This window comes from Actinomadura chokoriensis (assembly GCF_039529475.1).
Lineage (GTDB): Bacteria > Actinomycetota > Actinomycetes > Streptosporangiales > Streptosporangiaceae > Spirillospora > Spirillospora bangladeshensis.
This window is the reverse complement of sequence record NZ_BAAAMW010000002.1, coordinates 1-26,700: the sequence shown is the minus strand read 5'-3', so window position 1 is coordinate 26,700 and position 26,700 is coordinate 1. Positions and strand designations below refer to the sequence as shown.

Annotated in this window: 26 protein-coding genes and 1 pseudogene; 11 read left to right on the top strand and 16 right to left on the bottom strand. The window is 74.2% G+C overall.

The features are described 5' to 3' along the window. Positions 1–24 precede the first annotated feature (24 nt). Positions 25–897 (bottom strand): oxygenase MpaB family protein, encoded by an 873-nt coding sequence (locus ABFX46_RS04300; RefSeq protein ID WP_346040022.1) that lies wholly within the window; start codon positions 895–897, stop codon positions 25–27. Positions 898–1,003: 106 nt separating this feature from the next. Here ABFX46_RS04300 and ABFX46_RS04295 point away from each other — a divergent pair, with 106 nt between their 5' ends. Further along, a complete protein-coding gene (locus ABFX46_RS04295) occupies positions 1,004–1,645 on the top strand; it encodes a TetR/AcrR family transcriptional regulator (RefSeq protein ID WP_346040021.1) in 642 nt (213 codons plus the stop codon). Positions 1,646–1,719: 74 nt separating this feature from the next. Further along, positions 1,720–3,186: a carboxylesterase/lipase family protein gene (locus tag ABFX46_RS04290; protein WP_346040020.1), complete on the top strand. Its 1,467-nt coding sequence runs from the start codon at positions 1,720–1,722 to the stop codon at positions 3,184–3,186. 19 nt (positions 3,187–3,205) lie between these two features. On the opposite strand, the gene lhgO is transcribed toward ABFX46_RS04290, so the two are convergent. From lhgO to hisN, 3 genes are all read right to left on the bottom strand, one after another. After that, complete coding sequence (lhgO, locus tag ABFX46_RS04285) at positions 3,206–4,393, bottom strand: L-2-hydroxyglutarate oxidase (protein WP_346040019.1); 1,188 nt, start codon at positions 4,391–4,393, stop codon at positions 3,206–3,208. A gap of 42 nt (positions 4,394–4,435) precedes the next feature. Further along, entirely contained in the window at positions 4,436–4,627 is a 192-nt protein-coding gene (locus ABFX46_RS04280; protein WP_132192914.1) for a hypothetical protein, read from the bottom strand. Positions 4,628–4,815: 188 nt separating this feature from the next. Beyond that, entirely contained in the window at positions 4,816–5,619 is an 804-nt protein-coding gene (hisN, locus tag ABFX46_RS04275; RefSeq protein WP_346040680.1) for a histidinol-phosphatase, read from the bottom strand. Positions 5,620–5,754: 135 nt separating this feature from the next. On the opposite strand from hisN, the gene ABFX46_RS04270 reads away from it, so the two are divergent. Continuing rightward, the gene (locus tag ABFX46_RS04270; RefSeq protein ID WP_346040018.1) at positions 5,755–6,603 is read left to right on the top strand and encodes a hypothetical protein; all 849 of its coding nucleotides are present in this window, start codon (positions 5,755–5,757) and stop codon (positions 6,601–6,603) included. On the opposite strand, the gene ABFX46_RS04265 is transcribed toward ABFX46_RS04270, so the two are convergent. The 6 genes from ABFX46_RS04265 to ABFX46_RS04240 all read right to left on the bottom strand — a co-directional run bounded on the left by ABFX46_RS04265 (position 6,600) and on the right by ABFX46_RS04240 (position 13,001). Further along, positions 6,600–8,123 carry a serine/threonine-protein kinase gene (locus ABFX46_RS04265; protein ID WP_346040017.1) on the bottom strand — a complete coding sequence of 508 codons (1,524 nt, stop codon included), beginning with the start codon at positions 8,121–8,123 and terminating at the stop codon, positions 6,600–6,602. The genes ABFX46_RS04270 and ABFX46_RS04265 overlap by 4 nt on opposite strands. A 40-nt stretch (positions 8,124–8,163) precedes the next feature. Beyond that, positions 8,164–9,192 carry a ribosome small subunit-dependent GTPase A gene (rsgA, locus tag ABFX46_RS04260; RefSeq protein ID WP_346040679.1) on the bottom strand — a complete coding sequence of 343 codons (1,029 nt, stop codon included), beginning with the start codon at positions 9,190–9,192 and terminating at the stop codon, positions 8,164–8,166. Between the two features lie 15 nt (positions 9,193–9,207). Next, positions 9,208–10,479: a 3-phosphoshikimate 1-carboxyvinyltransferase gene (gene aroA / locus ABFX46_RS04255; RefSeq protein WP_346040016.1), complete on the bottom strand. Its 1,272-nt coding sequence runs from the start codon at positions 10,477–10,479 to the stop codon at positions 9,208–9,210. A gap of 50 nt (positions 10,480–10,529) precedes the next feature. Continuing rightward, complete coding sequence (locus ABFX46_RS04250; RefSeq protein WP_346040015.1) at positions 10,530–11,258, bottom strand: anti-sigma factor family protein; 729 nt, start codon at positions 11,256–11,258, stop codon at positions 10,530–10,532. Continuing rightward, complete coding sequence (locus ABFX46_RS04245) at positions 11,255–11,863, bottom strand: sigma-70 family RNA polymerase sigma factor (RefSeq protein WP_346040014.1); 609 nt, start codon at positions 11,861–11,863, stop codon at positions 11,255–11,257. The genes ABFX46_RS04250 and ABFX46_RS04245 overlap by 4 nt, the downstream gene beginning before the upstream one ends. Before the next feature lie 118 nt (positions 11,864–11,981). After that, positions 11,982–13,001 (bottom strand): DoxX family protein, encoded by a 1,020-nt coding sequence (locus ABFX46_RS04240; RefSeq protein ID WP_346040013.1) that lies wholly within the window; start codon positions 12,999–13,001, stop codon positions 11,982–11,984. Between the two features lie 78 nt (positions 13,002–13,079). On the opposite strand from ABFX46_RS04240, the gene ABFX46_RS04235 reads away from it, so the two are divergent. Together ABFX46_RS04235 and ABFX46_RS04230 are read left to right on the top strand one after the other, a co-directional pair. Beyond that, a complete protein-coding gene (locus ABFX46_RS04235) occupies positions 13,080–13,874 on the top strand; it encodes an SOS response-associated peptidase (RefSeq protein ID WP_346040012.1) in 795 nt (264 codons plus the stop codon). 56 nt (positions 13,875–13,930) lie between these two features. After that, complete coding sequence (locus ABFX46_RS04230; protein WP_346040011.1) at positions 13,931–14,272, top strand: TraR/DksA family transcriptional regulator; 342 nt, start codon at positions 13,931–13,933, stop codon at positions 14,270–14,272. Here ABFX46_RS04230 and ABFX46_RS04225 read toward each other — a convergent pair. Then, positions 14,269–15,072 carry a class I SAM-dependent methyltransferase gene (locus ABFX46_RS04225; RefSeq protein WP_428831220.1) on the bottom strand — a complete coding sequence of 268 codons (804 nt, stop codon included), beginning with the start codon at positions 15,070–15,072 and terminating at the stop codon, positions 14,269–14,271. The two genes, ABFX46_RS04230 and ABFX46_RS04225, sit on opposite strands and share 4 nt — an antisense overlap. Before the next feature lie 335 nt (positions 15,073–15,407). Between ABFX46_RS04225 and ABFX46_RS04220 the strand changes: the two genes are divergently transcribed. The 5 genes from ABFX46_RS04220 (at position 15,408) to ABFX46_RS04200 (ending at position 20,602) form a co-directional block, all read left to right on the top strand. After that, positions 15,408–16,013 (top strand): sigma-70 family RNA polymerase sigma factor, encoded by a 606-nt coding sequence (locus ABFX46_RS04220; protein ID WP_346040009.1) that lies wholly within the window; start codon positions 15,408–15,410, stop codon positions 16,011–16,013. Then, on the top strand, positions 16,010–16,306 hold the full coding sequence (gene rsrA / locus ABFX46_RS04215) for a mycothiol system anti-sigma-R factor (protein ID WP_346040008.1): 297 nt from the start codon (positions 16,010–16,012) through the stop codon (positions 16,304–16,306). Before ABFX46_RS04220 ends, rsrA begins: the two co-directional genes overlap by 4 nt. 70 nt (positions 16,307–16,376) lie before the next feature. Further along, positions 16,377–17,303 carry an NAD-dependent epimerase/dehydratase family protein gene (locus ABFX46_RS04210; protein ID WP_346040007.1) on the top strand — a complete coding sequence of 309 codons (927 nt, stop codon included), beginning with the start codon at positions 16,377–16,379 and terminating at the stop codon, positions 17,301–17,303. A 618-nt stretch (positions 17,304–17,921) separates the two neighbouring features. Further along, positions 17,922–19,274: an HD-GYP domain-containing protein gene (locus ABFX46_RS04205; RefSeq protein ID WP_346040006.1), complete on the top strand. Its 1,353-nt coding sequence runs from the start codon at positions 17,922–17,924 to the stop codon at positions 19,272–19,274. Next, entirely contained in the window at positions 19,271–20,602 is a 1,332-nt protein-coding gene (locus ABFX46_RS04200; RefSeq protein ID WP_346040005.1) for an HD-GYP domain-containing protein, read from the top strand. Before ABFX46_RS04205 ends, ABFX46_RS04200 begins: the two co-directional genes overlap by 4 nt. Positions 20,603–20,652: 50 nt before the next feature. Here ABFX46_RS04200 and ABFX46_RS04195 read toward each other — a convergent pair. Continuing rightward, a pseudogene (locus ABFX46_RS04195) lies at positions 20,653–21,900 on the bottom strand (bifunctional copper resistance protein CopD/cytochrome c oxidase assembly protein); the annotation flags it as partial. 682 nt (positions 21,901–22,582) lie between these two features. On the opposite strand from ABFX46_RS04195, the gene ABFX46_RS04190 reads away from it, so the two are divergent. Next, a complete protein-coding gene (locus ABFX46_RS04190; protein ID WP_346040004.1) occupies positions 22,583–24,010 on the top strand; it encodes an SPFH domain-containing protein in 1,428 nt (475 codons plus the stop codon). On the opposite strand, the gene ABFX46_RS04185 is transcribed toward ABFX46_RS04190, so the two are convergent. The 4 genes from ABFX46_RS04185 to ABFX46_RS04170 are packed head-to-tail and all read right to left on the bottom strand — an operon-like array spanning position 23,979 to position 26,551. Continuing rightward, positions 23,979–25,163, bottom strand: a complete 1,185-nt coding sequence (locus tag ABFX46_RS04185) for a cytochrome P450 family protein (RefSeq protein WP_346040003.1) — start codon at positions 25,161–25,163, stop codon at positions 23,979–23,981. The two genes, ABFX46_RS04190 and ABFX46_RS04185, sit on opposite strands and share 32 nt — an antisense overlap. After that, positions 25,160–25,771, bottom strand: a complete 612-nt coding sequence (locus ABFX46_RS04180) for a GTP-binding protein (RefSeq protein ID WP_346040002.1) — start codon at positions 25,769–25,771, stop codon at positions 25,160–25,162. The genes ABFX46_RS04185 and ABFX46_RS04180 overlap by 4 nt, the downstream gene beginning before the upstream one ends. Beyond that, complete coding sequence (locus ABFX46_RS04175) at positions 25,749–26,105, bottom strand: DUF742 domain-containing protein (RefSeq protein ID WP_346040001.1); 357 nt, start codon at positions 26,103–26,105, stop codon at positions 25,749–25,751. Before ABFX46_RS04175 ends, ABFX46_RS04180 begins: the two co-directional genes overlap by 23 nt. Next, complete coding sequence (locus ABFX46_RS04170) at positions 26,102–26,551, bottom strand: roadblock/LC7 domain-containing protein (RefSeq protein WP_346040000.1); 450 nt, start codon at positions 26,549–26,551, stop codon at positions 26,102–26,104. The genes ABFX46_RS04175 and ABFX46_RS04170 overlap by 4 nt, the downstream gene beginning before the upstream one ends. Positions 26,552–26,700: the final 149 nt, after the last annotated feature.

The following is a 26,700-nucleotide window of genomic DNA, read 5'->3' as shown; positions in this document are numbered from 1 at the left end:
TCCATAACAACAACACGCCGCAGATCAACGTTGGCGGGCGCGGTGGAAGGCGCGGCGGGCCTGGGGGAGGTAGCGGAGTGCCTCGGGGAGTAGGGGCCACGCCCGGTTCGCCGCCCGGACGGCCGCTGCGAACCGCCGGTAGCGGCGCTCGTCGGCGGCGGTCCACGGCAGGTCCAGCAGCTCGCGCATGCGTGGGTGCAGGCCGCCTACTGTGATGAAGCGGGCTACCGCGTTCAGTGGCGGGGACACCGCGCGCCATAGGGGTGCTGGGACCTGCTTCGGCCGCGGCAGGCCCTTGGTGACGTAGCCGACGCCGTACCGGGCGGTCTTGTGCGCGACGATCTCCTCGTCCAGCATCCGCTTCCAGTACGCCTGGAACTCCTCCCAGTCCGCCGGCATGGCGCGGTCGCTGACCCCGTACATGCGGAACCAGGTCTTCGACTCCTCGTACGCGCGGCGCTTCTCCGCGTCGGTGAGAGGGCGGATGAACGTCTCGATCCCGTAGAGCATGGTGTCGAGGAAGGTCGCGTGCGCCCAGTAGTAGGTCTCGGGGTCGAGCGCGTGGTAGCGGGTGCCGTCCGGCATCGTCCCCTTGATGTCGCGGTGGTAGTCGCGGACCTTCCGGCCCGTCTCGGCGGACCGCTCCCCTCCGTACACGGTGTCCAGGATCGGCCCGGCGGACCGCTTCACCCGCGCGAACGTCTCCTTGAAGAACACCGAGTGGTCGAGGACGCCCTGGCCGAGCGCGGGCAGCATGTTCTGCAGGACGGCCGCCCGGGGGCCCACCAGGACCATCCGGGTGTCGCCGAAGTAGCGCCAGGTCAGTGAGCCCGGTCCGAGCGGGGCCGGGGGCCGCGTCTCCGCAGGGGGCTTCTGGGTCTCGGCCTGGTCCGTCATGTGCACCGCCGCGATGAGGAGACAGAAGTACAGATCGACGATTATTGTAGCTCTGTATCGTCCGGTGCCACGAGCCGGGCGCCCCGATCCCGTTAGGGTGCTGGTCATGACCATGGATGCCACGACCCCGGACGCGCTGCTGGCGCGGCTGGCCGCGCCGGAGGGCGGCGCCGACGGCCTCGACACCCGGATCCTGGACGCGGCGCTCGCCGAGTTCGAGACCTACGGGCTGCGCCGGGTCAGCGTCGAGGACGTCGCCAAGCGGGCCGGGGTCGCGCGCACCACCATCTACCGGCGCTTCACCAACAAGGAGCAGCTGCTCCAGGCGGTGATCCTGCGGGAGTGCCGCCGGTTCCTCACCGCGATCGCCGAGGCCACCGAGGACCTCCCGTCCGCCGAGGACGCCGTGGTGGAGGGCTTCGTGGTCGGGCTGCGCAGCGCCCGCACGCACCCGCTGATGCGGCGCGTGCTGGAGAGCGAGCCGGAGGCGTTCGTGCCGCAGCTCAGCATGAACGGGGGCGCGGTGATGCTCGCCGCCCGCGACATCCTCGCCGACCGGCTGCGCCGCGCGCGCCCCGGCGCCGCCGAGGACCACAACACCGTCGCCGAGGTGCTGCTGCGGCTCGCGGTGTCGCTGCTGCTCGTCCCCGGCGGCGGGCTCGCGCTGGACGGGGACGACGCCGTCCGCGCGTTCGCCCGCGACTACCTCACCCGCATGCTCCACCCCGCTCCGCGCACCGGGGGATGAGCGGCATTCCGCCGGACGCGTCCGTCCCGTACCCTCTGGTTTGTCGAATTTCGTTCTAGAACCGGAGGCGCGCCATGGAGGCGGTCGTCCAGACGTCCCACGGGAAGGTGCGCGGCAGGACACGGGACGGCGTCACCGCCTTCCTCGGCGTCCCCTACGCCGCGCCCCCGTTCGGCCCGAACCGCTTCACGGCGCCGCGCCCGCCCGAGCCGTGGGACGGCGTCCGCGACGCCGTCGAGTTCGGGCCGACCGCGCCGATGCCCGGCTACCCGAGGCCGTTCGACACGCTGCTGCCCGAGCCCGCCATCCCCGGTGACGACTGCCTCAACCTCAACATCTGGACGCCGGAGCCCGGAGGATCTGGGCTGCCGGTCATGGTGTGGATCCACGGCGGCGCGTTCCGGAACGGGTCCGGGGCCGTGTCCGTCTACAACGGGCACAACTTCGCCCGCGACGGCGTCGTCTGCGTGACGATCAACTACCGGCTCGGCGTGGAGGGCTTCGCGAACCTGCCCGGCGCCCCGTGCAACCGGGGGCTGCTCGACCAGATCGCCGCGCTGGAATGGGTCCGCGACAACATCGCCGGGTTCGGCGGCGACCCGGGCAACGTGACCGTCTTCGGCGAGTCCGCGGGCGGGATGAGCGTCACCACCCTCGTCTCCCTCGACCTCGGGCTGTTCCGGCGCGCGATCGCGCAGAGCGGCGCCGGGCACATCGCGCAGGACCCGGACGACGCCATGCTCGTCACGAGGGAGATGGCGGCGCGGCTCGGCATCGAGCCGACCGCGGCGGCGTTCGCCGCGCTCGACCCCGCCGCGATCCTGCCCGCGCAGGCGTCCGTCGCCGCCGAGGTCACGATGGTGCCGGATCCGGGCCGCTGGGGCGCCACCACGGCCGCGGGCGGCATGTCCCTCACCCCGGTCCTGGACGGCGAGCTGATCACCCGGCGCCCGCAGGACGCCATCGCCGCCGGCGCCGGGCGCGACGTCGACCTCCTCCTCGGCTACACCTCCGAGGAGTTCCGGTTCTTCCTGATGCCGACCGGTCTCGCGGCCGAGCTCACCCACGAGATCGTGGGCCTCGTCACCGCCGGGATGGGCGTCCCGGCCGGGCTGCCCGCCGCCTACCGCGACCGCCACCCGGACATGGCGGCCGGCGAGCTGATGGCGACGATCATCACCGACCACCTGTTCCGGATCCCCGCGAACCGCGCCGCCGCCGGGCACGCCGCCTCCGGCGGGCGCACCTGGATGTACGAGTTCGCGTGGCGGTCGCCGAACCACGACCTCGGCGCCTGCCACGCCCTGGAGCTCGGCTTCGTCTTCGACAACCTGACCGCCGAGGCCGAGGGGCTGACCGGGCCGAACCCGCCGCAGGCGCTCGCCGACCGGATGCACCGCCACTGGGTCGCCTTCGCCGCCACCGGCGACCCCGGCTGGGAGCGCTTCGACCCGTCCACGCGGCTGGTGCGGATGTTCGACGGGCCGGGCGACGAGACCGTCGCCGACCCGCGCGGCGACGTCCGCAAGCTCTGGGACTGAGCCCGCCCCGGCTGGACGCCTACAGCCGCTCGACCACGTGCTCGGCGATGGCCAGCGAGGACGTCGCCGCCGGAGACGGGGCGTTCCGGACGGTCACCACCGGGCCCACCCGTCCGATGCGGAAGTCGTCGACCAGCGATCCGTCGGGGTCCACCGCCTGCGCGCGGACCCCGGCGGGCGCCGCGACGACGTCGGCCGCCGTCAGCTCCGGGACGAAGCCGCGCGCCTCCGCGACGAACGCCCGCTTGACCGCCGACCCGTACAGCTCCTTCGCGCCCGTCCGCCAGTGCCGCCGCGCCAGGTGCCGGAAGCCCGGCCAGCGGACCGTCTCCCACAGGTCGGCCGGACGGACGTCGCGCCGCCTGTACCCCTCCCTGGCCAGGGCCAGGACGGCGTTGGGGCCGACGTCCACGCCGCCGTCCACGCGGCGCGTGAAGTGCACGCCGAGGAACGGGTAGCGGGGGTCGGGCACCGGGTAGATGAGGCCCCGGACCAGGTCCGTCCGGGACGGGACGAGCCGGTAGTACTCGCCCCGGAACGGGATGATCGCCGGGGCCGGCGCGTCGCCGGCCAGCCGCGCCACCCGGTCCGACTGGAGCCCGGCGCACACGACGAGCCGGTCGAACACCAGCTCCTCGTGCGGGGACGCGACGGTGACGCGGTCGCCGGACCGCCCGATGCGGACCACCTCGAAGCCGAGCCTGACCCGTCCGCCGCCCTCGGCGACGTCGCCGGCGAACGCGCGGGCGACCGCCGGGAAGTCGACGATCGCGGTGGTGGGGGAGTGCAGCGCGGCGACCCCGGCGGCGTGCGGTTCGATCTCCCGCAGCCCGTCACCGGTCAGCCGCCGCAGCCCCGGGACGCCGTTGGCCGCCGCGCGCCGCTCGATCTCGTCCAGGGCGGCCAGTTCCGACGCGTCGCGGGCGACGACGACCTTGCCGCACTCCTCGTAGGGCAGGCCCCGGTCGGCGCAGTACTCCTTGAGCAGGCCGATCCCGCGCCTGCACAGCGTCGCCTTCAGCGAACCCGGCGCGTAGTACAGGCCCGCGTGCGCGACGCCGCTGTTGCGGCCCGTCTGATGGGCCGCGACACGGTCCTCCTTGTCGAGGACCGTGACCTCCGTGCCGGGGCGCGTCCGCGCCAGCCGGCGCGCGATCGCCAGCCCGAGGATCCCCGCGCCGACGACCCCGACCCTCGTCTCCGCCACACCGGCACCCTAGCGGGCGCCCGCGGACCGCTCCCCGGGCGCTCAGCTCCCGAGGCGCTTGCGCCCCTGCGCCCGCACCCGCTTGCGCTGGGACGGGTCGAGCATCATGTAGCCGACGAGCGGCGCGCCGAGGACGCCGAGGATGATCAGCGCGCTCAGCCACCACGGGAAGACGAACAGGGTCAGGAAGCCGACGACGACGCCGCCGATCACTACCTTGGTCTGGGTCGACATCTGGTACCTCCGTTTACGGGCCGCCCATCTGGAACAACGGCCGTCCCGCGACCGCTGTTCCACGATATGTCGCGAGTCGCGCCGAAAGCCAATGCCGGGCCGCCCTTACCTTCCGGGTGCCGCCACTGTTCCCGGGGAGGTACCCCGTGCCGCGCGGTGCGAAGCCTGCTCGCGGGCCCGGCGGGGCGTCAGATGCGCAGGGAGAGCTGGCCGCCGCCCAGGGTGCGGAGGACGTCGGCGTGGAGGCGGCCGTTCGTGCAGACGACGCTGCCGCCGTCCGGGCCGGGGACGCCCGTCAGGTCGGTGAACATGCCGCCGGCCTCCTCCACGATGACCTGGAGGGCGGCGAGGTCCCACAGGGAGACCTCCGGCTCGGCGGAGATGTCGACGGCGCCCTCGGCGACCATCATGTGCGACCAGAAGTCGCCGAACGCCCGCGTCCGCCACACCGACCGGGTCAGGTCGAGGAAGTGGGTGAGGCGGCCCTGCTCCTCCCAGCCGCTCAGGCTGGAGAACGACAGGGACGCGTCGGACATCTCGCTCACCGCCGACACGTTCATGCGGGTGGCGCGGGTGAGGCTGCGGCCCGTCCAGGCGCCGCCGCCGCGCGCCGCCCACCAGCGCCGGTTCAGCGCCGGGGCCGACACGACGCCGACGACGATCTCGTCGTTCTCCATCAGCGCGATCAGCGTCGCCCACACCGGGACGCCGCGCACGAAGTTCTTCGTCGCGTCGATCGGGTCGATGATCCAGCAGCGGTTGCCGTAGCCGGTCTTGCCGTACTCCTCGCCGAGCACCGCGTCGCGCGGGCGGGCCCGCTTCAGCGTGCCGCGGATCTGCTCCTCCACGCTGCGGTCGGCGTCGCTGACCGGCGTGAGGTCCGGCTTGGTCTCGATGGCCAGATCGAGGGCGCGGAAACGCCTGGTCGTGATGTCGTCGGCCCCGTCCGCCAGCACGTGCGCGAGACGCAGGTCATCGGAATAGCCCGCCACGGCCAGCCACGCTACCCTGATCACCGCCCGTCCAGACACACTTACCCGTGCCGATCCGGCTTTTCGGTCCTCCGGACGGGGCGCGCCGGGCGCGGTGGGCGGTGCCGCGGGGCGGGCAGTGGCAGCATGGGGGCCATGGCGCACGACCTTCCCGCGTGGGTGGCCGAGCTGACCGACCCGCGCCGGGCGGCGACGCTCGACGAGCTCGCCGACCGCCTCGTCCCCCTGGCAGAGCACGCGATCGACGTGTCCCGTCGATTGCAGGCGCAGCTCAACGAGCTCAACGACCCGTTCAAGCGCGAGGCGCTCTACGGCCGCGTGGAACGGCTGAAGGCCCGGGTGGGCGAGGCCCTGGACGAGATCACGGCGGAGATCGCCGCGTCCGGGGCCGAGCGCATCGAGCGGGTCTGGGCCGACTGGGCCGAGCAGGCCGGGCCCGGTGAGCACGGCGCCCGGCACCGGGAGCTGCGCCGGCTGCTGGACCGCGACGTCGTGGCGGTGCTGTCCAGGCAGCAGCAGGACGTCGCCGAGCAGGTCGCCGAACGGACCTCCACCGCGCTGGAGGAGGCGACGCAGACGCTGCTCACCCGGGTGGAGGAGCTCGCCAAGGCGGTCACCGACCTGATCCACGACGTGCTGCCGCTCGCCCGCGAGGGCCTGACGCTGGCCAGCCGCATCTCGGCCCTTTCCGGCCACGCCCGCAAGGCCGGGCGGGGGCCGGTCCCGGACGAGCTGCGGAGCGCCGGCGCCGAGACGTCCCGCGCGTTCGACGAGGCCGTGGCGCGGCTGGAGCTGGAGTGGGCCGCGCTCGGCGCCCGCTCGGCCACCGTCCGGGCGGCGCTGCGCGGCGCGGAGGAGAGCGCGTTCAGCCACGTCACCGAGGAGATGACCCGGTGCGTGGAGGAACTCGCGCCCCGGCACGTCAAGGCGCTCAACGAGGCCGAGGCCAAGGCCCGCACCCTCTTCGAGGAGTCGCGCGGCTAGCCCGTCATGGTCAGGCTTCGCAGGAACGTCTCGTAGTAGGTGACGCTCTCGTCCCAGTGCGCCTGATCGGTCACCAGCAGGACCTGGTAGAAGACGCCGGTGGACTTGAACACCCGCACCCTCGCCCGGCTGGGCGTGCCGTTCTTGGTGAACGTGAACTGCAGTTCGGCCGCCGGGCCGTACGTGGAGGGGACGTTCCGGTCGAAGCTCTCCTGGGTGAAGTCGGGGTAGCCCGGGTCGTTCTTCATCTGGCCGATGGCGGACGCGAGACCGTCCCCGGGGCTCTGGAAGGACGAGCCGAGCCGCTGGAACGCCAGGCCCCGGACGACGCCCTTCGTCTGGTCGGTGAACGTCACGTCGTCGCCCTCGGGCTCGGCCTTCCAGCCCTCGGGGGCGGCCGCGGTGAACGCCGACCCCTTGTACGGGGTGTACCCGTCGGGTACGGAGGTCCGCCCGGACGGCGACGTGCTCGGCGCTGACGAGGACGTCCCCGGCCCGCCCCTCCCGCTCCGGTTCTCGTCCCCGTTGGTGAACAGCACGACCGCGACGACGGCGACGACCAGCGCGGCCGCGAAGATCCCGGCGGGCACGAGCAGCGGCCACGGGACGCGCCGCGGCGGCGAGGGCGGCGGTGTGGCCACCGTCGGACCGGCCGGCCGCGGGTCCAGCGTCACGTTGTGCGGCGGCCCGGCGGGCGCGGCCGCGGGTTCCGGTGCGGCCTGCGCGGCCCGGCGGAGCAGCCGCCCCGCCTCCTCCGGGCCCATCCGCTGCTCGGGGTCCTTGCGCAGGAGCCCGTGCAGGACGGGCGCCAGGGGGCCGGCGAGGCGGAGCGGGTCCGGGTCGTCGGACAGGACGGCGGCCATCACGCCCCACACGTCCGGGCGCCCGAACGGGGGACGGGCCTCGACCGCGGCGTACAGCGTCGCGCCGAGCGACCACAGGTCCGACGCCGGCGTCGCCTTCTGGTACCGGGCCTGCTCGGGCGCCAGGTACGCGGGCGACCCGACGATCGCGCCCGCCTGGGTGAGGGTCTCGTCGCCCGCCACCGTCGCGATGCCGAAGTCGGTGAGGACGGCCCGGCCGGGCGGCAGCAGCACGTTCCCCGGCTTGACGTCGCGGTGCACGACGCCGGCCGCGTGCGCGGCGCCGAGGGCGTCCAGCAGGTCGAGCCCGATCGCGGCGACCCGCGCGGGCGGCAGCGGCCCCTCCCGCGCGATGACCCGGTCCAGGCCCTCCGCCCGGACGAGCCGCATCACGATCCACGGGCGGCCGTCCTCCTCGACGACGTCGTAGACCGTCACGATGCCCGGATGGTCGAGCCGCGCCGCCGACCGCGCCTCCCGGAACGTCCGCGCGTACAGGCGCTCGACGGCAGCGTCGTCCAGGCCCTGCGGCAGCAGGACCTCCTTCACCGCCACCTCGCGGTCGAGGGTCCGGTCGCGGGCGCGCCACACCGCGCCCATCCCGCCCCGGCCGAGCACCTCCAGCAGCTCGTACCGCGCCGCGATCGTCTGAGGCATGCAGCGACCCTACCGACGACGCCCCGGCGGGCGCCGCCCGCTATTCGGAGTCCGCCTCGCGGGAGGAGGTGTCGGCCTCGCGGGACGACAGGAGGCGGCGCAGCGAGTCCAGGCGCGCCCGCGAGGCGCGGCCCTCGGCGACCCACGCGTCCAGGCCGCAGTCGTCCTGGAAGTGGTCGCAGTGCGGCGGGCAGCGCTCGGCGGCGCCCTCGGCGAGGTCCTCGAACGCGTTGATCACGTTGCCCGGGTCGACGTGCGCCAGGCCGAAGCTGCGCACGCCCGGGGTGTCGATGATCCAGCCGTCGCCGCCGGGCAGCTCCAGCGCGATCGCGGACGAGGAGGTGTGCCGGCCCCGGCCGGTGACCGCGTTCACGTGGCTGACGGCGCGTTCGGCGTCCGGGACGAGCGCGTTCACCAGCGTCGACTTGCCGACGCCCGAGTGGCCGACGAGGACGCTGGTGCGCCCGGCGAGGTGCCCGCGCAGCTCGTCCAGGTCGCCGCCGCGCCGGGTCACCACGTACGGGACGCCGAGCGGCGCGTACTCGGCGACCAGCGCGTCCGGGTCGCCGAGGTCGGCCTTGGTGAGGCAGAGCAGCGGGTCCATCCCGGCGTCGTAGGCGGCGACGAGCTGCCGGTCGATCATCCGGGGGCGCGGCTCGGGGTCGGCCAGCGCGGTCACGATGGCGAGCTGGTCGGCGTTCGCGACGATGATCCGCTCGAACGGGTCGGTGTCGTCGGCGGTGCGGCGCAGCGACGAGGTGCGCGGCTCGACCCGGACGATCCGGGCGAGCGTGTCCGGGTCGCCGGACACGTCCCCGACCAGCGCCACCCGGTCGCCCACGACGACGCCCTTGCGGCCGAGCTCCCGGGCGCGCATGGCGGTCACGCCGCGCTCGTCATCGGTGCCGCCGTCGACCAGGCACCGGTACCGGCCGCGGTCGACCGCGATCACGAACCCGCCGGAGGCGTCCTCGTGCGCGGGACGGCGGCGGGTGCGCGGCCGCGACCCGCGGCGCCCGGGCCGGACCCGGACGTCGTCCTCGTCGTAGTCGTGTACTCGTCGAGCCAGTGTCCGCCCCTGCCGTCAGGCGGGCGCCAGCATCGACGCCCACTGCCGAGTGAAGTCCGGAAGAGTCTTGCCCACGGTGCCCGGATTCTCCACTTCGATGCCGGGAACGGCCAGGCCGAGCACCGCCGCCGCCATCACCATCCGGTGGTCGTCGTAGGTGTGGAAGACGCCGCCGCGCAGCGGGCGCGGGCGGATCTCCAGCCCGTCCGGCAGCTCGGCGGCGTCGCCGCCCAGCCCGTTGATCTCGGCGACCAGCGCGGCGAGCCGGTCGGTCTCGTGGCCGCGCAGGTGCGCGATGCCCGTCAGCCGGGACGGGGAGTCCGCGAGCGCGCACAGCGCCGCGAGCACCGGGGTCAGCTCGCCGACCTCGTGCAGGTCGGCGGTCAGGCCCGCGAACCCGCCCCGGCCGCGCACGGTCAGGCCGCCGGGCCCGTGGGCCACCTCCGCGCCCATGGCGGTGAGCAGCTCGCGCAGCGCGTCGCCGGGCTGCGTCGTCTCGGCCGGCCAGTCCGGGACCGTCACCCGCCCGCCCGTGACCAGCGCGGCGCTGAGGAACTGCGCCGAGTTCGACAGGTCCGGCTCGATCGCCCACGCGCGGCCGCGGAGCGGGCCGGGGGCGACGCGCCAGGCGTTCTCCTCCGCCTCGACCACCGCGCCCGCCTCGCGGAGCATCTCCACGGTCATCGCCAGGTGCGCCGCCGACGGGACCGGCGGGCCCTCGTGCCGGACGTCGACGCCCTTCTCGAAGCGCGGCGCTGCCAGCAGCAGCCCCGACACCAGCTGGGACGACCCGGACGCGTCGATCACGACCTCGCCGCCGTTCAGCGAGCCCGTCCCGCGCACGGTGAACGGGAGCGCGCCCCGCCCGCCGTCGTCGATCGCGGCGCCGAGCGCCCGCAGCGCGGTGATGATCGGGCCCATCGGCCGTTCCCGCGCGCGCGGGTCGCCGTCCACGGACACCTCGCCGGACGCGAGCGCCGCGACCGGCGGGAGGAACCGCATCACCGTCCCGGCCAGGCCCGTGTCGACGCTCGCGGGGCCGCGCAGCTCACCCGGGACGACCGCCCAGTCGCCGCCGTCCTCGGTGATGCCGGTGCCGAGCGCGCGGAGCGCCGCGGCCATCAGGTCGGTGTCGCGGCTGCGCAGCGGCCGGACGACCCGGCCCGGCCCGGCGGCGAGCGCGGCGAGGACCAGCGCCCGGTTGGTCATCGACTTCGAACCGGGCAGCGGCACGGTGGCGTCCACCGGGGCGTGCGCGACCGGGGCGGACCAATGCGGAGAGGGCATGGCCCAAGGCTATCGGGCCCGGCCGATCGAACCGGGAACCAGAGCGGGAATCACAGGGGGATCGTCAGCAGCGTCCCGCCGTCGTCGAGCCGGACCGTGAAGTGGTCGATGTCCCGCCGGTCGAGGCCCGTCCCGCCCTGCATGACCAGCGGCTTGGGCTGGCCGGGCACGCCGTAGCCCTTGTCGGGGACGCGCCAGCCCGCGACCACGCTGCGCTCACCGCTGCGGGACACGGCCTCCAGATGGCAGCGCAGCGGCCCCTTGATGCCGCGCAGCTCCAGGCTGACCTGCGTGCCCCACCCCTTGTCGACGAGCCCGACCGCCCCGGACGCGCCCGTGCTCGCGTTCGTCGCCTGGAACCGCTGACCGGTGAGGGACTGCTGCGCCACCGGCGGCGCCTTCCCCTCGTCGCCGCCCTCGCCGCCGAGTGCCGCCCCGACCGCGACGCCCGCGCCCAGCGCCACCGCCGCGGCGGCCGTGCCGACCGCGTACGCGGTGCGGCGGAACCGGCGGTCGGCCTTGCGCCTGCGGCGCACCATGTCGAGCACGGGCGCCGGCGGTGCGGAGGGCTCGTCCCCCTCCGCGGCCGCCTCGGGGCCCGGCTCCGCCGCCCCCGGCGCCAACTCGAAGAGGGCTCCGGCCGTCCCGGACAGCTCCCCGAGCTCGGCCTGGCAGCGTCCGCACCCGTGCAGGTGCGCCTCGAACGCCCGCCGGTCGCCGGCTTCCAGAAGGCCCAGGGCGTAGGCGCCGACGTCGGTGTGCTCGATCTGGGAACTCATGAGGTCACCCCCCTTTCCGCCAAGGCGACGCGCAGGGCGCGCAGTGCGTAGTACACGCGGGACTTGACCGTCCCCACCGGGATGCCGAGGTACTCGGCGGCCCGGTTCACCGTACGGTCGCGCAGCACCGTCTCCGTGAGCGCCTGGCGGTGCGCCGGGGAGAGGGACTCCAGCGCCTCCGCCACGACGACCTTGCGCAGCAGGCCGTCCATCTCGTCCGCCATCGGGAGGTTCTCCAGGGGGCCGTCGCCGACCTCCGGCGGCCTGACCTCGCGCTGCCGCCGGTTGTCGATCACGATACGCCGGGAGACCGTGGCCAGCCACGGCATCAGCGACGACGTCCGGTCATCGAGCCGGTCCGCGCTGCGCCACGCCCTGATCATGGTCTCCTGCACCACGTCCTCGGCCCACTGGCGGTCACCGCCGGTCAGCCGGAGGACGAACGCGAGGAGGGGCCGATGGTACTCGCGGTACAGCGCGGCGGCGATCTCCTCGTCGTCGTCGCGCGGCGGACTCGCGGCCGATGGCGGACGTGCCGTGCCGGGGCGGCGGAGCAGGCTCCGCAACCCGCCGGGCTGGCGTCCGGTCGATCCGGGAAGGGCCATGGCCGGGGCGCTCCGTGGGGGTGCAGGACGGTGGATGCAACGGGTCACCTGGCAGTACGGGACCCGCCCGCCCCCGGTTCAACGGACTTGAGGGTCTTTTAAGGTTCCCTTCGGGAAGTCAGCGCTTGACCGCCTCCATGACCTTGCCCGCCTGGACGGCGGTGCCCGTCCTCACCGTCCGGCCGGCCTTCATGGCCTTCGCGGCCTGCGTCGCGCCGCCCGCCTTCATGCTCTTGCCCGCGGCCTTGCCCGCCTTCGCCGCCTGCCCGGCGCGGAACGCCGCCATCTCCCGGATGTCCGGGTTGCCGCCACGGGAGAAGAGGCCGCCCTTGGACCGGCCCCGCGAACCCATGCCCTTCAGCGCGCCGGTGGCCCTGCCCGCCTTGAACGAGCCCGCGGCGCCGATCTTCGTCAGCGCGCCCCCGGCCCGGCCGGCCTTCGCCATGCCGCCCTTGCCCGCCTTGCCGCCGGCCCGGCCGGCCTTGAACAGGCCCGTCCCGCCGGCCTTGCCGGTCCGGAACAGCCCGCCCGGCTTCGCGGCCGGCATCCTGCGCGCCGCCTTCGCCGCCTGCTTGGCACTCTTGCGGCCGCTCTCCGCGCGGGCGACCCGCACCTGGTGCGCGGCCTCCCGGCGGGCGTTCCGCAGCGTGGCGGCCGCCTCCTTGCGCATGGCCTTGGCCTCGGCGCCGGTCTTGATCTGCGACTCGCGCATCGCGCGCCGCAGCTCCGCGGTGCGCGGCGGGCGGCGCGGCTCGGTCGCCGACATCAGCAGCGCGCCGAACAGCGCCGCGTTCTTCAGCAGGTGGGAGCGCTCGTTCGCGCGGCGCTCGGGGTCGTCCTCGGTCCAGTACCGGTGCTCGGTGGCCAGCGCGGGGATCAGCTGCGCGGCGAGCATCAGCGTCGTCAGCCGGCGGAACCTGCCGGTCAGCAGCAGCGCGCCCGTGCCGAGGCTGAGCGCGCCCTCGATGCGGACGAGGGTCTCGGGGTCCTTCGGCATCCACTCGAGCCGGTCGGCGACCGGCTTGACGGCCGGGCCGACCTGCTCGGCGCGCTCGCGCGGATCGCGGATGGCGTCCAGGCCGGTCATGATGTAGGGCGCCGCCACGAGCGGGCGGGCCAGGGTCGTGAAGGGTCGCATAGCCCGCTACATGCCCAGCGCGCCGCACCTCAAGCGCGCCCCCGTCCGCTGTCCCCGGCGCGTGGTGTCATGGGACCCATGTGCGGACGCTATGCCACCACCCGCGCGCGTCAGGAGCTGCTGGACGAGTTCCAGGTGCAGCTCGACGCCGTCGACGGGGACATCCAGCCCGACTACAACGTCGCCCCGACCAAGCAGGTCCCGGTCGTCCTGAACCGGCGGCCGAAGGACGCCCCCGAGGAGGAGCCCGCGGTCCGGCAGCTGCGGACGGTGCGCTGGGGGCTCGTCCCGTCCTGGGCGAAGGACCTGTCCATCGGGTCCCGCATGATCAACGCGCGGTTCGAGACCGTGCACGAGAAGCCGTCCTACCGCCGGGCGTTCGCGCGGCGCCGCTGCCTGCTGCCCGCCGACGGCTACTTCGAGTGGTACACCCTCCAGGACCAGGGCCCCTCGCCCGACCCGGCGGACGGCGAGAAGAAGGCCAAGAAGAAGCCGCAGAAGCAGCCCTACTTCATCCACCCGAACGATGGCGAGATCATGGCGATGGCGGGCCTCTACGAACTGTGGAAGTCGCCCGAGGACGAGTGGGTCTGGACGTGCACCGTCATCACCACCGACGCGCCGGACGACCTCGGCCGCATCCACGACCGCATGCCGATGGTCGTCGAGCGGGACCGCTGGGACGCCTGGCTCGACCCGGAGCTGACCGACACCGAGCGGGTCCGCGGCCTCCTGGTGCCCGCCATGGCCGGGACAATGGACGCCTACCCGGTGTCGAAGGCGGTCAACAGCGTGCGAAACAACGGGCCGGAACTCATAGAACCGGTGATTTCTGGGGATAGTCCGGGTAATCGGTCCGACAGTTTGTTCTGACCGCCGCCCCGTTCCGACCGCCTTGTTCCGACCGCAGCAGCCTCGGGGGGAGGGGAGTGCGCACGATCGTGGACACCGCCGCCGCCCGTTCCCGCCTCGCGGGCATGCTCGCCGATCTCGACCGGTCCATCGCCATTCTCCGCGGCGAGACGCCCGAGCGCGACAATTCCGCCGCCGACGCCGGGGCCGGGCTCACCGCCCACGACCGCGTGGCGGCGGCGCTGGAATCCCTCGAACGCCACCGCGCCGGGGTGGCCGCCGCCCTGGAGCGGATCGGCTCCGGCACCTACGGCCGGTGCGTCGACTGCGGCGAGGCGGTCCCCGAGGGCCGCCTGGAGGCCCGTCCGGACGCCGCCCGCTGCATCACCTGCCAGGCGAGGCGCGACCGCCGCCGCTAAGCGGGGCGCCCGGCCCTGCGGGCGCTGGCGAGCAGGTGGAAGCCGAGCGACTCGTCCGGCCGCCCGGCGCTCAGCTCCGTGCGGATCAGCCGGGGGAGCGCGTCCGGCGACTCCGCCAGCACGTGCTCGACCGTCGAGGGCGACAGCGCGGTGCGCGGCCTGATCCACTCGACGTCGAGGCCCGCGTCGGCGAGCAGCTCGCGGAGCTGGTGGGACGAGAACGAGCGCGTGATCGTCCCGTCCGGCCAGGGGACGAGGACGACCTCGGCGCTCGGGACGTCCGACAGGTGCGCCCAGTAGTTCCGCTCGGCGAGCAGCGCCATCCCGAGCGTCAGGGAGTCGACGCAGAGCAGGACGCGCCCGCCGGGGCGCAGCACGCGGGCGATCTCGGCGATGGTCGCCTCGGTGGCGAGGTGCCGCGACAGCACCCGGTTCTCGGCGACCACCGCGTCCACCGAGGCGTCGACCAGGTAGGACAGCGTGCCGGAGTCGCCGACCAGCGGGGTCGTGCCGCGCCCGGGGCGCCCCGGTTCGCCCCGGGCTGCGGACCGGCCGGCCCGTTCGGGGTCGCGCACCTCCAGCACCGCGTGGCCGGCGCCGGCGGCGCGGTCGGCGGTGCGCCCGTGCCCGCCGGAGATGTCCAGGACGCGGGACGGCCTGCGCGGCAGCCACCGGGCCAGCTGGGCGTCCGCCACCGCCCGGTAGAACGTCCAGTAGCGCGCCAGGGAGTCGCCGGCCGCGGCCCCGGAGCTGTCGCGCAGGCTGGCGATCGTGGGCTCGGAAGGTCGCGCCGAATGCACGGAGTGCACCAATTGCTCCTGTTCTCGCCGTATATGTCACTTCTTCCCCGTCCGGGCCGGTCATCACCCTGCGTGATCCGGCGAACCGGGCTCCCCGGCCGCCGGTCGGGGAATCGGCGGGGCCGTTCCGGTGTTGCACCGTCTCACAGCGAGCAACACGGAGGTGCTAGCCGATGACCACAGCCGTCGCCGATCAGCAGCGGAGAGCCGGCACGGCGGCGCCCCGCGGCGACGCGCGGGCACCCGCCCGCGTCGGGCGGCCGCGAGGACCGATATCGTCTGTGGGATACGACGCCGCCGGCCCAGTCCGGGCCAAGGGCGCCACAGCCGAGGGGGTGGGTCAGGTACCGGGCACCACGGAGACCGTGGAGCAGCGCCAGGAGCGGTTCCAGCGCGACGTGCTCCCGTTCTTGGACCAGCTGTACTCGGCCGCGCTGCGCATGACGCGCAACCCGGCCGACGCCGAGGACCTCGTCCAGGAGACGTTCGCCAAGGCGTTCGCGTCCTTCCACCAGTTCAAGGAGGGGACGAACCTCAAGGCCTGGCTCTACCGCATCCTGACCAACACGTTCATCAACTCCTACCGCAAGAAGCAGCGCCAGCCGCAGCAGGCCGCCACCGAGGACATCGAGGACTGGCAGATCCACCGCGCCGAGTCGCACACCTCCAGCGGGCTGAAGTCCGCCGAGGCCGAGGCGCTGGAGCACCTGCCCGACTCCGACGTCAAGCGGGCGCTGCAGGAGCTGCCGGAGGAGTTCCGCATCGCGGTCTACCTCGCCGACGTCGAGGGCTTCGCCTACAAGGAGATCGCCGAGATCATGGGCACGCCCATCGGTACGGTGATGTCCCGCCTGCACCGCGGCCGGCGCCAGCTCCGCGGAATGCTGGAGGACTACGCTGAGGAGCGCGGGCTCACCCGTGCCGGCAGGGGGTCATCATGAGCTGCGGCAACCACCACGAGACGCCTTGCGACGAGGTATTGGCGCGGGTCTACACCTATCTCGACGGTGAGCTCGACCAGGGCGGCTGCGGCGAGGTCCGGCAGCACCTGGACGAGTGCGGGCCGTGCCTGCGCGAGTACGGGCTCGAAGAGGCCGTCAAGAAGCTCGTGAACAAGTCCTGCGGCTGCGAGCAGGCGCCCACCGACCTGCGCGCCAAGGTGCTCGGCCGGATCGAGGAGATCTGCGGCGAGATCAAGGCGTCCGGGAGCGCCGAGAAGACCGAGAGCGCCTGACCCGGGCCGTCCGGCGGGAGCGCCCGCCGGGCGGGCGCCGCCTCGCGGCGGCTTCGGTATCGTGCTGCGGGTGCTCGCACTCGTCACCGGCGCGGCCGGGTTCATCGGTTCCCATCTGGCCGACCGCCTCATCGCGGACGGCCACGAGGTCATCGGCGTGGACGACCTGTCGTCCGGCCGCAACGTCCGCCCCGGCGTGGAGCTGTGGGAGATGGACGTCGCCGACCCCGCGCTCGCCGAGCGGGCCGCGGTGCGCCGCCCCGAGGTGATCTGCCACCTGGCCGCGCAGGTCAGCGTCCGCGCCAGCGTGTCCGACCCGCTGGCCGACGCCCGGATCAACGTGCTCGGCACCGCGAACGTGCTGGAGGCGGCGCGCGCGGCCGGCGGGCGCAAGGTCGTGTTCACCTCCAGCTGCGCGGTCTACGGGGTGCCGGACGCGCTGCCCGTCCCGGCGGACGCCGAGGTGCGCCCCGCGTCGCCGTACGCGGCCTCGAAGGTCTCCGGCGAGGTCTACGCCGGGATGTACCGGCAGCTGCACGGCATCGACTTCACGACGCTGACGCTGGCGAACGTCTACGGGCCGCGGCAGACGCCCGAGGGCGAGGCCGGCGTCGTCTCCATCTTCACCGACGCGCTGCTGTCCGGCCGCCCGACGAAGGTCTACGGCGACGGCACGCAGACCCGCGACTACGTCTACGTCCTGGACGTGGTGGACGCCTTCGCCCGCGCGGCGGGGGAGGCGGGCGGCGGCCGCCGCCTCAACGTGGGCACCGGGCTGCAGACCACCGACCGGGACCTGCACACGCTGGTCGCCGAGGCGGCGGGCGCGCCCGACGACCCGGAGTTCGCGCCGCCGCGGCTGGGCGACCTGCCCGCGATGGCGGTCGACCCGCGGGCGACGGCGGAGGCGCTCGGCTGGGAACCGGCGGTCGGCCTCGCGGAGGGGCTCGCCGAGACCGTCGCGTGGGCGCGCGAGCGGCACGCGGCGTCCCGCTGACCCCGGCCGCCGATACGGCGGAATTCGGCTGCATACCCCAAAACACGGGGTTGTCGTATTGTGGCCATTTCCTAGGGGTGAGTCTTTTTCATCCGAGAGGCGTGGTCGACCGCACCGCGGCGGCCCGCGGGGAGCAAAAGCGGCGCCGCGCCAGTGCATTCGCCGATGCACGTGCATTCTGGTGTGCACTCGGATTGTGCGCTTACGTTGAGTGCATTCACCCCGGCAATTGATCACCTATGGTGACGATCACTTCACGCTTTGCTCAGATTTTCCTTCATGCGTGTGTGACCTGGGCAGTTCGCGTTAGGCTTGTGCCGAAATCAGCGACGGGAGCACGTGCGCACCGATGCAATTCGGGGTATGTGCTCGCCCGGGAAGCCGGGCCCGCGCCCGGCCCCGGATGGAGGCCGGCCCGCGAGGCCGGGACGACCCGGTTCGGCGGGGGGAGGCAAGGAGCCATGCTCAAGCGTGTGTCGCCGGCAGGACACGGCGGGCGCCCGAGCGCCGCGGCGTCGTCGCTGATGCTGACCAAGGGCGTGTCCTGGGTCTAGGTGCCGGCAGGCACTCGGCACCCCGGCGGCGGCCCGCCATCTCGTCACTCCCCGAGGGGCGGCAATGCGTGGACTACCTCTCGCTGCCTGGGCGTACGTCTGCGGTGTGGTGGCCCTCGCGGCCGGCCTCATCGCGACGTCGTCCTTCGCGGAGCTGGACTGGAGCAAGCTGGCCGTCCTGGCCCTGCTGTTCCTGATCTGCGACTCGGCGCCGGCGCGGCTGAACATCACCCGCGCCCGGGTGTCGCTGAGCTTCGCCGCCAGCCTCGCCTCGGTGGTGCTGCTCGGCCCGGTCGGGGCCGCGCTGCTCGGCCTCGTCGCCGTCGTCACCGGGCAGCGGTTCTTCGCCCCCGTCAAGCGAATCTTCAACGGCGCGCAGTTCGCGCTCAGCGGCTTCATCGCCGGGACGGTCTTCGACCTGCTCGGCGGCGCCCGCTTCCACCCCGAGCAGGCCCGCTGGGTGGAGCACGTCATCGGCCCGTTCCTCGGCGCGCTGGTCACCTTCGTCCTGGTCAACCTGACGCTGATGGCCGGGGTGCTGCTGCTCAGCCGGCAGGCCGTGCCGCGCGAGCTGCTGCACGAGAGCGGCCAGCTCGCCGTCGGCTGCCTCGGCTACGGCATGGTCGGCCTGCTGATCGCCGGGCTGTGGCCGCGGGTCGGGCCGTTCGCCGCCGTCCTCGTCCTGCTCCCGCTGTTCATCGCCCGCTGGGCGATGGACCAGGCGTACGCGCAGCAGCAGGCGCACGCCGCCACCCTCGCCGCGCTGTGCCAGGCCGTCGAGACCAAGGACTTCTACACCCGCGGCCACTCCGAGCGGGTCTCCCGGGGGTCGGTGATGATCGCGCGGGAGATCGGGATGCGCGCCGACCGGGTGGAGGCGATCCGCTACGCCGGGATGCTGCACGACGTCGGCAAGCTCGGCGTCCCCACCAAGGTGCTGCAGAAGGCGGGCTCGCTCACCGAGGAGGAGTTCGCGGCGATCCAGCTGCACCCGATGCGGGGGCTGGAGATCGTCCGCGAGATCGGGTTCCTGGACGAGGCGCTCGCCGGGATCATGCACCACCACGAGAAGATGAACGGCCGCGGCTACCCGATGGGCCTCGCCGGCGACGAGATCCCCGAGTTCGCCCGGGTCATCTCCGTCGCGGACGCGTTCGACTCGATGACCTCCAACCGCTCCTACCGGGCGGCCCGCACCAAGGACGAGGCCGTCGAGGAGCTGCGCCGCGGGATGGGCGACCACTTCGACCCGGTGATGGTCGAGGCGTTCCTGCGCGCGATCGAGCGGGAGGGCTGGGAGCCGCCGCGGCCCGTCGTCCTGCCGGACGACGACGTCGTCGAGACCACCCAGCAGGACCACGACGACCCGAGCGCGCCGCTGCGGGTCACCGGCGGCGACGAGGTGCGGCACCAGTGACGACCGGCCGTATCCCCGCCCGCGAGCGGGCCGCGTGGCAGACCATCGACTCCGGCCAACTGCTGCTGATCGCGACCGCCGGGCTGTTCGTCGTCGTCGCGATCACGCAGGTCGCGGCCGTCGGCCTGTACCAGCCGAACGTCGCGCTCATCTTCGGCGTGCTGATCGCGCTCGGCGAGCTGTTCCGCATGGTGATGCCGGGCAACCGGGAGGTCGCGCCGATCGCCAGCGCGGGCGCGATGGGGTACGCGCTGCTGGTCGGCGTCGGCCCCGAGGGCGCGGCGCCGGACGCGCCGCTCGGCGTCGTCCCGGCCGAGCACTCCGCGCTGCAGGTCGTCGCGGTCACCGCGGTCGGCATGCTGGTCGGCTCGCTGCCGCACATCGCGGTCGGCCGGACGCCGCGGCCGGACGCGATGGCGCGCCGGCTGTTCAACGTCGCGGTGATCGCGCTGTGCTTCCGGCCGATGCTCGGCCTCGACCTCGCCTGGTACCTGCTGCTGGCGGTGATGGGCGTCGTCGTCATCGCGTCCTGCTTCACCGACGTGCTGATCGCCGCGATGATCCGGGCGGAGACCGTCCGCGCCCGGTTCGGCATCGCGCTGCGCGACGAGATCGACGCGAAGATGGCGCTGTGCGCCGCGACCAGCGCGACCGCCATGCTGATCGCGGTCGCGACGACCGCGATGGGCGAGGCCGCGCTGCTGATCTTCACGGTGCCGATCCTGGTGACGCAGTTCGCGTTCCGCCGGTACGCCGGGATCCGCGCGACCTACCTGGAGACCGTCCGGGCGCTGTCGCGGGTCACCGAGGTCGGTGGCTACGTGGAGGCGGGCCACTCGCGGCGGGTCGCGCGGCTCGCGGTCGCGATGGGCCGCGAGCTCGGCATGTCCGAGGAGGAGCTGCTCGAACTGGAGTACGCGGCGCTGATGCACGACATCGGGCAGCTGTCGCTCGGCGACCCGATCCCGGGCGGCGCGACCGTGCTGGCGTCCCCGGTGGAGCAGCGCCGCATCGCCGAGCTGGGCGCCGAGGTGATCAAGCAGACCGGCGTGCTGGACCGGGTCGCCTACATCGTGCAGCTGTCCTCGCACCCGTACCGGACGGGCCGCGAGCCCGCCGGCGACGCGGCCGACCGGCCGATCCCGCCGCCGCTCGCGGGCCGCATCATCAAGGTCGCGAACGCCTACGACGACCTGGTCGGCGACTCCTCCGACCGCGACCGGGGCGCCGCCGTGCTGGAGCGGCTGCGGCTCGACTCGGCCGCCGAGTACGACCCGGCGGTCGTGGAGGCGCTCAGCCGCGTCGTGGACCGGCGGCTCCGCCAGTAGCGGCGCGCGGTGGGCACGGCGGGCGCGGCGGTGATCGCGGCCGCGGCCGTCCACAGCAGGAGCGCGCCGAGGCGCTGGTCGTCCAGGGGCGACGCGCCCCAGCGGCGGCCGAGGGTCTCGTACCAGCCGCCGAGGACGCTCCCGTCCCGCATGAGCGCGATCCCGGCGGCCGCGTGCAGCGGGAGCACCGCGAGCGGGACGGGCGTCCGGGCCGTCCCGTGGAAGTAGGCGAGCCCGATGGCGAGGAAGGCCACCATGGCCAGCGAGTGCAGGGCATGGTTGCTGAGCGACGGCGGGAACAGCGGCGACACGTACCACGCGTAGAGGCTGAGCAGCAGCAGCGCCGACGCGGCGACCGGGTTGGCCAGTGCTCGCACACCCCGGCTGCCGGCCGCGGCGGCGAGCAGCGCCCGGCCCTCGCCGCGCATCGCCTTGAGCGCCAGGCCCACCGGGGCCCCGTGGAGCAGCAGCAGCGGCGCGGCGAGCCCGACGAGGACGTGCTGGACGGCATGGGCGCTGAACAGGACCATGCTGTAGCGGGAGATCCCGCTGCCGGTGGCGAGCAGCAGGGCGAGCAGGCCGCCCGCCCAGGCCGCCGTCCGCGTCCACGGCCAGTCACGGACGCGCGCGATCCCCACGCCGTACAGGACGGCGCCGGTCACGATCAGGGCGAAGAACAGCGGGTCGATCCACCAGTCCGCCAGGTACGGACCGATCCCGGCGGGGCCGGGCATCGGGAACCCGAGCCGCAGCGCGGTGATGTCGAGGGTCCCGGGGGCGTTCTCCGGCGGCGGCGTGCGGGACAGCCCGGTCGCGAGCGCCATCGTCGCCGTCATCACGAGGACCTCGGCCGTGCCGAGGCGGAGGAACGGGCGCCGGCCGGTCCCGTCCCGCAGGGCGGGGATCGTGGCGCGGCGGTGCCGCCACCCCAGCACGCCGAGCGCCGTGAGCGCCACGCCCTTCGCCACGACGAGCATCCCGTACCGCGACCCGAGGTGGACGCCGCCGAGCCGCACCCAGGCGTTCACCGCGCCGCTGACCCCGACGACCGCGAACGCCACGAGGGCGAGGGAGCTGTACCGCTCGGCGATCCGTGCGAGGCCGTGCCGATCGGCGTCGCGGGAGGAGTGCCCGGCGCCCCGGGGGAGCCCGTCGCGGACGTCCGGCGCGACGGTGACCAGGGCGACGAGCCCGCCGACCCACAGCGCGACGCCCAGCACGTGGGCGGCGAGGCTGTAGACGGCGAGTGCGTGGTTCGAGGCGCTCGCGGCGTGCCCGGTGAACAGCGGCGGCAGCATCCCGGCGAGCGCGCCGGCGAGCAGGTACCCGGCGCCGCCCGCCGCGCGCGGCAGGCTCGCCGCGACCGCCAGCGCGACCGCGGCGGCGAGGACGAGGAGCAGCGCCCGCCCCTGCGGCAGCTCGATGAGGAGCGTCCGCATCATGTCGCCGGTGAGGCCCGCGAACCCGATCCCGAACAGGTCGAGGGCGGTGAACAGGATCAGCGCGAGCGTGCACAGCGCCCACGCCAGCGCGGTCAGCGAGGCGGCGCGCAGGCAGCGCCGGCCGAGCGCGGACGTCCCGGGCACGAACACGGCCGCGACCAGCAGCCAGCCGACCGTGAGGACGGCCGCGACGTCCCCGCCGAGTTCGGCGACCGACAGGCCGGTCTTGGTCAGCGCGCCCGCCTGCGACAGCCCGGGGGTCGCGCTCCCGCTGAACGCGCCGCCGAGCCGCACGACGAGAGCGAGCACGACCAGCGCCAATGCCGCGGCCCCGATGACGAGCATCGCCCGGTCGGTCCGGGCCGGGGGCCGGGCCGGGTTCGCCTCATGTGTCGTCACGCGTCGAAATACGCACACAACCCGGTGGAAAGTTCATTACTGTGGCCGCCAAGCCGCATCTCGCACGGGGACCGACCGCCGAGGCGGCCTCCCGTTCCGGCCGGTCCGCCCGGCCCCGTGATCGCGCCCGAGGAGCGAGATGAGCGCCCAGCAGCCGGGGAGCAACACGTATCTGGAGAAGGTCGTCGCGCAGCAGGCCGTGCTGGAGGACGACCTCAAGGGCCGGCGCGCGCCGATGCCGATGCCCGCCGCGCCGGGCGCCGTCCCGCCGCCGCCCCCGGGCCCGCTCGCCAAGCGCGAGCGGGCGCTCGGCCGCGGCGCGGGCGAGGGAGGCGGGCCCGGCCCCGTGGACGTGCGCGTCACCGGGTTCTGGCGGTGGAAGAACGTGCTGGTCCCGCCGAACGCGTTCGTCGTGCACACCCGGCGCGGGCGCGCCGAGCCGCTGCACATCGGGCTCGGGGTCTCGTTCCGGTTCAACCCGTCGACCGACTCGTTCATCGTGGTGCCGGGCGCGACGCAGACGATCCTGATCAACGCGTACTGCATCTGCCGGGAGCTGCAGGGCGTCCTCGTCCAGGGCTACGTGCAGTGGATCATCCAGGACTTCGCGACCGCCTACCGCAAGCTCGACTTCGGCGACGCCGACGACCCGATGCGGCTGGTGAACCTGCAGCTCCGCGAGCAGGCCGAGGCGGCGATCAAGGACAAGGTCTCCACGATGGGCGTCCGGGACGTCCTCAGCGACAAGCAGCCCATCATCGAGGAGCTGACGGCCCGGCTGCGCGCGGTCGCCGAGGGCGAGGACAACAGCGACCAGGGCCTCGGGCTGCGGATCGTCACCGTCCAGATCAAGGAGGCCGTGGTCAGCTCGTCCCAGCTGTGGGAGAACCTGCAGAAGCCCTACCGCGCCCAGCAGGGGCAGGTCGCGCGGCTGGCCGAGCTGGAGGCCGAGGAGGTCGTCGGGCAGCGGGAGATGGCGGCCGCGCGGACCAAGGAGTCGCAGCGGCTCGACCACGAGCGCGAGCTGGCCGAGCTGCGCGCCGCCAACGACGCGCGGCTGTTCGAGGCCGAGGCCGCCGAGAAGCTGCGCCGCACCCGGCGTGAGCACGACGACGCCCGCGAGGTCGCCGAGCTGGAGACCGAGACGACGCGGCACGCGCTGCGGATGGAGCGGGAGCGGCACGCGGAGGAGGCCGAGACCGGGCGGCTGCGGATCGAGCGCGACCAGGAGCTGGCCCGGCTCCGCACCGAGGGCGAGCTGGCGCTCGCCGAGTCCCGCGCCCGGTCCCGGCACGAGCAGGCGCTGCTGGACCTGGAGCGGGAGGCGGCCGCCGCGGCGCTGGAGAACGACCGGACGCCCGCGGCGCTCCAGGCGCGGCTCATCGCCTCGCTCCCGGAGATCATGGCGAGGCTCCCCAAGCCGGACGAGCTGCGCACCGTCACCGTCAACGGCGCCGACCAGACCAGCGTGGCGGGCCTGATCACCCAGCTGACCGCGGTGATCGGCGCGCTGCGCGCGGCGGCGGACGGGTCGGTCAGCGACGGGTCCCGGCCGGCGGGAACGTGACGGGGAGGGCGACCAGGGCGCGGTGGAACGGGCCCGGTCGCCACTCCAGCGCCTCCCGCGGGACGTCGAGGTCCAGGTCGGGCAGCCGGTCGAGGAGCACCTCGATGGCGGCGGACGCGATCAGCCGGGAGTGGCTCTTGGCCGGGCAGGTGTGCGGCCCGCCCGCGTACGACAGGTGCGCGCGGTTGCCCTTCCGGTCGGGGGTCGCCCGGGACGGGTCGGTGTTCGCGCCCGCGTAGCTGATCAGGACGGGCTGGTGGGCGGGCAGCGTGTACCCGTGGAAGTCGATGTCCCGGCGGGGGAACGTCGTCCCGTAGTTGGCCATCGGCGGGTCGGTCCACAGGATCTCGTCCAGGGCGTCCTCGACGGGCATGCTGCCGCCGGACAGGTCGCCGCCGAACCGGTCGTCCGACAGCAGCAGCAGGATGCCGTTGGCGATGAGGTTCTGCTCGGGTTCGGTGCCCGCGCCGACGAGCAGCGTGAGCTGGTGCGCCATCTCCATGTCGTCGAGTCCGGCCGGGTGCCGCATCATCCACGACGTCACGTCCGCGCCGGGCGTGCGCCGCTTGTGCGCGACGAGTTCGCCGGCGGCCTCGGCGAGCAGCGCGTTGCCCTCCTCGGCGCCCTCGGCGTCGAAGAGGGCGCTCATGCCGCGGACGAGCTTGTCGCCGATGTCGCGGGGGCAGCCGAACATCTCGGTGAACACCAGCAGCGGCAGCGTCCGCGCGTACTGGCCGATGAGGTCGGCCTTGCCGTCGGCGGCGAACCGGTCGATGAGGGTGTCCGCGCTCTGCTGGACGTGCTCGCGCAGCGTCACCGGGTCGACCCGGTCCAGGCTGTCGACGATCACCGACCGGAGCCGGGCGTGGACGGACCCGTTGGTGAACAGCGCGTTGGGCCGCGACATCATCATCGGCAGCACCGGGCAGCTCGGGCCGACCTCCTCCTCCCACACCTCGCTGCAGCGCGGGAACGTGTCCGGGTCGCGGAGGATCTCCAGTGCCGCCTCGTACCCGATGACCAGCGTCGCCGGCACGCCGGGGGACAGCTCGACGGGCACGAGGTCGCCGTGGGCGCGCATCGCCGCGTAGGTCGCGGCCGGGTCGCGCGCGTACTCGGGGCCGTACAGGGGGAAGCGCTGCGGTTCGGTCATGCGGATTCCCGATCGAGGGTGAGGAGGTGGTCGACGAGCGAGATCAGCGCCTCGGTGGAGGACCTGCGGTCGCGGGCGTCGCAGGTGACGAGCGGCGTCCCGGGCGCGAGGTCGAGCGCCTCGCGGACCTCGGCGTCCGGGAAGACGGGCGAGCCGTCGAAGTGGTTGACGGCGACCGCGTACGGCAGGCCCTGCTTCTCCACGAGGTCCATGACGTCGAACGACTCCTTGAGCCGCGCGGTGTCCACGAGGATCAGCGCGCCGAGGGCGCCGCGCGCCAGGTCGTCCCAGAGGCGGGTGAAGCGCTGCTGGCCGGGCGCGCCGAACAGGTACAGGACGAGGTCGTCGCTGAGGGTGAGGCGGCCGAAGTCCATCGCGACGGTGGTGGTCGTCTTGTCGCGGATGCCGGCGAGGTCGTCGACGGTCGCCCCGGCCTGCGTCATCCGCTCCTCGGTGCGCAGCGGGCGGATCTCCGAGAGCGTCCCGACGTAGGTGGTCTTGCCGACGGCGAAGTGGCCCACGATGAGGATCTTGACGGCCGTCCGGACGCTGGCGCGCACGTAGCGCGGGTCGGAGCGGGACGTCTCAGAGGCTGGCGCGGAGTCCATCGAGCACCTCCTGAAGGAGCCGGGCCTTGGACTGCGGGGCGGCGGGCGCGGCGGCCCGGGTGGTGAGGTGGCCGCCGTCGACGAGGTCGGACAGGAGCACCTTGACGACCCCCACGGGCAGGCTCAGGTGCCCGGCGATCTCGACGACCGACAGCGCGCCGCCCCGGCACAGCGCGAGGATGCGGAGCTTCTCGGGGGACAGGCCGGTCCGCGGCAGGTCGCCGGTGGCGATGACGAGGGTGACGAGGTCGAACACGTTGCGGGTCGGGTGCGCGCGGCCGCCGGTGACGACGTGCGGGCGCACCAGCGCGCGCTCGTTCCGGCGGGGGGTCATGCGGGACTGCCCGCGCCGGGGCGCGGCGGGCTGGTCAGCTCCTTGCCCAGCCGCTGGACGAGCTCCTGGAGCCGGAACGACACGGCCTCCATGTCGACGTGCTGCGTCGCCGACACCGCGAGGTAGGCGCCGGGGCCGGCGGCGACGAGGAACACGTAGCCGTCGTCGAACTCGTTGACGGTCTGCCGCCAGGTGGTGCCGGGGTCCCCGCAGAACTCGGCGGTGCTGCGGGCGAGCGACTGCAGGCCCGCCATCCCGGCGGCCTGCCGCTCCGCCTCGTCCCGGCCGATCCCCTCGGAGTGCGCCATCAGCAGCCCGTCGGCCGACAGCAGGACCGCGTAGCGGGTCTCCGGCATCCGGAGCGCGTCGTCCAGCATCCAGCCGAGCCGGTTCGTACCGTCGTCCATCGAGCCGTTCCACCCCTTGTCGTCGACCGCGGAGTTCATGGCCGCGGCTCCTTGCTCTCGGTGCCGTCGCCGCCCGGCGTCGCGGCGCGGCCGGACCGCGTCCCGCGCTGCCAGGCGCCGAGGCCGGCGGCGGTCTCCCGCGCCGGGCGGGCCGGCGGCCTCTCCCCGGCGGCGGGCGCGGCGGGCTC